The 1,551-nt window shown below is 62.0% G+C and carries 1 protein-coding gene; it reads left to right on the forward strand.

Annotated features, from left to right (window positions below; genetic code table 11):
• Positions 1–1,551, forward strand: a 1,551-nt coding sequence (locus AC1DT3_RS20650) for a cadherin repeat domain-containing protein (protein WP_477467073.1), incomplete at both ends; no start/stop codon positions are given.

A 1,551-nucleotide genomic window follows, 5' to 3' on the forward strand; every position in this document is an offset into this window, starting at 1 on the left:
ATCCAGTCGTGGTCGGCGATCTCGATGCCACCGATATCGATGGGGACGCTCTGACCTTCACCTTGGTGGATGCTGCAGGCACGGCGATCGACCACGCCAAGTTCGAGATCATCGTTGTCGGCGGAGTGGCAAAACTCGCTCTCAAGGCCAACGCGACGCTCGATCGCGAGGCCGCGAACCATTACGACCTGCGCATCAAGGTTTCGGACGGTACGGATCATGACTTCAAGGACGTGACGATCACGATCGGCGATGTCAACGACACCGCACCGACGAGTATAAAGATCGACGGTGGCACGAGCGACATCGTCTCCCAAGATGACCCGGCAGGCCAAATCATCGGCGACTTGACGGCGACCGATCTGGATACGACAGGGACTCTCACGTTCCGTCTCGTCAAAGCCGACGGCACGAACTACGCCAACGGAGAACGTGATCCGCTCTTCCAGGTCGTCGTGGTCGGCGGCGTCGCCCAGCTCGCCGTTCGCGACGACGTCACACTCACTGAAGCCGACATCGGCGCTCATGTCGTTCACGTCCGCGCCAACGACGGTGTCGCCGACAGCGCGCTCCAGAACCTGACGATCAATGTGGCGAATGTGAACGACACCCCCGTCGTCACGGTTCCGACGGCCACGCGCACATTGGCCGATACGGCGGTGGCCGCGATCTTCGGCGACGTGACATTCTCCGATGTCGACAGCACGAACCTGACCGTCAAGATCGTCCAAGACGATCTTGCAAAGGGCGTGTTGGCCAATCTCGGCACCGGCACCTTCGACGCCGCGACCAAGACTTACACGGTCACCGGCACGGCGGCGGTGGTGAAGGCGGCGGTTCAGGCGTTGACGTTCAACCCGACCGACCGCGCGAATGCGAAGGTCGGCGCGGTCGATGCGACGACGTTCAAGATCACCGCCAGTGACGGCACTCTCACATCCACGGAAAAGACGGTCACGGTCAACGCGACTGCCGAGAACCGCGCTCCGACGGCGTTGGCCTTCACGGGCGCATCCTCCGTTCAGGAGCTCGCCGCCAACGGCACCGTTCTCGGCACGCTCGCGGCGACGGATTCCAACGCGGAAGACGTGATCACGTATTCGCTGACTGACGACGCCATGGGCCGCTTCGCCATTGTCGGCAACAAGGTCGTCGTGAAGAACAGCGTCGGCCTCGACTTCGAGAACGCGACGTCACATTCCGTCACAGTCAAGGCCACCGATGCTGCCGGCGCTTCCGTCAGCAAGACCATGGCGTTCGCCGTCACGGATCTCGCGACCGAAGTGACCATGGGTACCGACGGCAACGATGTGATCAAGGGTGGCAAGGGAGCCGACAAGCTCGCCGGTGGCAAGGGAGACGACAGGATCGCCGGCGGTCTCGGCAAGGACATCCTGACCGGCAACGACGGCAAGGACACGTTCGTGTTCGCGACCAAGTTGGACAAGAAGAAGTCCAATGTCGACACGGTCACCGACTTCAAGGCTGGGCTCGATCGGATCCAGCTCGACGACACCATCTTCAAGGGTATCGGAAAGGGTGGTACGGCCG

It is taken from the genome of Microvirga sp. P4_G7 (assembly GCF_056401005.1).